This is a genomic window from Devosia indica (genome assembly GCF_003056405.1).
GTDB classification, from domain to species: Bacteria; Pseudomonadota; Alphaproteobacteria; order Rhizobiales; family Devosiaceae; genus Devosia; species Devosia indica.
In genome coordinates, this window is sequence record NZ_PYVZ01000040.1 from 1 (window position 1) to 2,491 (window position 2,491).

At 63.2% G+C, this 2,491-nt stretch carries 2 protein-coding genes; both read right to left on the bottom strand.

Annotated features, from left to right (window positions below; genetic code table 11):
* Positions 1 to 84: 84 nt before the first annotated feature.
* Positions 85 to 864 (bottom strand): IS21-like element helper ATPase IstB, encoded by a 780-nt coding sequence (gene istB, locus DDE76_RS19280; RefSeq protein ID WP_104894763.1) that lies wholly within the window; start codon positions 862 to 864, stop codon positions 85 to 87.
* The gene (istA, locus tag DDE76_RS19285; RefSeq protein WP_104894762.1) at positions 854 to 2,380 is read right to left on the bottom strand and encodes an IS21 family transposase; all 1,527 of its coding nucleotides are present in this window, start codon (positions 2,378 to 2,380) and stop codon (positions 854 to 856) included. The genes istB and istA overlap by 11 nt, the downstream gene beginning before the upstream one ends.
* Between the last annotated feature and the right edge of the window lie 111 nt (positions 2,381 to 2,491).

Below are 2,491 nucleotides of genomic sequence, written 5' to 3' on the forward strand. Positions count from 1 at the left end.
TGTTGATTGTCGCCAGGAACTGACCCGGGATTGTCATTGAGAACTGACCCGGTTGGACGATAGTTTCCCGCGCTGCGGGGACGGTCAAGTGGCGGGTTTTTCCTTTCGTGTTTTGGGCGCCGCGGCGCTCGCCCTGAAGCGGAAGCTGTCGTTGCCGGTCTCCAGGATATGGCAGTGATGGGTGAGCCGATCGAGCAGCGCGGTGGTCATCTTGGCATCGCCGAACACACCGGCCCATTCGCTGAAGCTGAGGTTGGTGGTGATAACGACGCTGGTCTGCTCGTAGAGCTTGCTGAGCAGATGGAACAGCAGCGCCCCGCCTGACGGGCTAAACGGCAGGTAGCCCAGTTCGTCGAGGATTATCAGATCGAGGCGCAGCAGGCGCTCGGCCAACTGGCCGGCCTTGTTGAAGGCCTTTTCCTGCTCGAGCGCATTGACCAGATCGACGGTGGCGAAGAAGCGGACCTTCTTGTGGTGATGCTGCACCGCCTGGATGCCGAGTGCAGTAGCGATGTGGGTTTTGCCAGTGCCCGGGCCACCGATCAGCACCACATTGTCGGCGCCCTCGATGAACGCGCCGCGGTAAAGCTGCTGGACCATGGCCTCATTAATCTCGCTGGAGGCGAAGTCGAAGCCGGACAGATCCTTGAAGGCGGGGAAGCGGGCAGCCTTGAGCTGATAGGCGATGGACCGGACCTCCCGCTCGGCGAGCTCGGCCTTGAGCAACTGGGACAGGATCGGCACGGCGGTATCGAAGGCAGGTGCACCCTGTTCGAGCAGTTCGCCCACAGCCTGGGCCATACCATGCATCTTGAGGCTGCGGAGCATGACCATAACGGCGGCACTGGCAGGGTCATGACGCATGGCGAACATCCTTGCCGCGCAGCGTGTCATAGCGGGCAACGTTGGCCCTGGGCTCCTGGCGCAGCACCAGGGCCTGCGGCGCATCGATCGCTTCGACCTGGCTGGCCTTGCCATCGACCAGGCGGTGCAGGAGGTTGAGCACATGGGTTTTGGTGGGAACGCCGGCCTCGAGCGCGACCTCTACGGCTTTGAGCACCGCTTGCTCGTCGTGATGCAGCACCAGCGCCAGGATCTCGACCATTTCCCGATCGCCGCCTGGATGCTTGAGCAGGTGGCCCTGCAGGCGACGGAACGCCTCGGGCAGATCAGCGAAGGGGGCGCCATTGCGCAGGGCGCCTGGCTTGCGCTGGATCACCGCCAGATAGTGCCGCCAGTCATAGACCGTGCGCCCAGGCTGGTGATGGGACCGCTCGATAATGCGCGGATGCTCGCACAGGACCTGCCCCTCGGCCACGACGGCGATCCGCTCGGGGTAAATCCGCAGACTGACCGGCCGGTTGGCGAACGAGGCCGGCACGCTGTAGCGATTGCGATCGAAGTGAACCAGGCACGTCGGGGAGACGCGCTTGGTCTGTTCGATAAAGCCATCGAAGGGTCGCCCCAATGCCATCAGGCTCGAGACCTCGCCGGCATGCACGTCGGCGACGCTGCCCGGAAGGCCGCCATGCACGATCTGGCTCCATTGCGCGATGCACTGCTCTTCCAGCCAGGCGTTCAGACTGTCGAGGTCAGGGAAGCTGGGCAGCGGCTGCCACAGACGCCGGCGGGCATCCTGCACGTTCTTTTCCACCTGACCCTTTTCCCATCCTGAAGCGGGATTGCAGAACTCGGGCTCGAACAGGTAATGGCTGGCCATGGCCGCGAACCGGGCATTGATCTGCCGAGCCTTGCCCGAGCCGATCCGGTCGACGGCGGTCTTCATGTTGTCGAAGATGCCGCGACGGGGCACGCCCCCAAGAACCCGGAACGCCTGGGTCATCGCGTCGAACAGCATCTCATGGGTCTGAAGCAGATAGGCCCGCACGATGAAGGCCCGGCTGTGCGACAGCTTGGTATGAGCCACCTGCAGCTTGGTGCGCTCGCCGCCCAGGATGGCCCAGTCTTCGCTCCAGTCGAACTGGAAGGCCTCGCCCGCACCGAACACCAGGGGTACGAAGGTGCCACGACCGCTAGTTTGCTGCTCCTGCTGCCGCCCGGTCTTCCAGGCCCGCACAAACGCCGCGACACGCTCATACGAGCCTTCATAGCCCAGAACCACAAGATCGCGGTGCATCTGCCTGGCCGTGCGCCGCTGCTTGCGCGATTTACCCGCTTCCACGCGCAGCCAATCGGAAAGCTTCTGGGCAAACGCGTCCAGCTTGCTGGGCCGCGCCGGCACCTTGAACCTGGGCTCCACCGTGTCGGATCGCAGATACTTGCGGATGGTGTTGCGCGACAAGCCCGTGCGCCGCTCGATCTCCCGGATCGGCATCCCCTCACGAAAATGCCAGCGCCGGATTACGCTCAATAACGCCATGTCGATCACTCCTGGATCCCCCGACCAACAGCCAGGGGACGATCAAAACATGGGTCATTTCTCAGTGAAAACTTCTGCCCCTAGAGGGTCAGATCTCAGTGACATTCAACA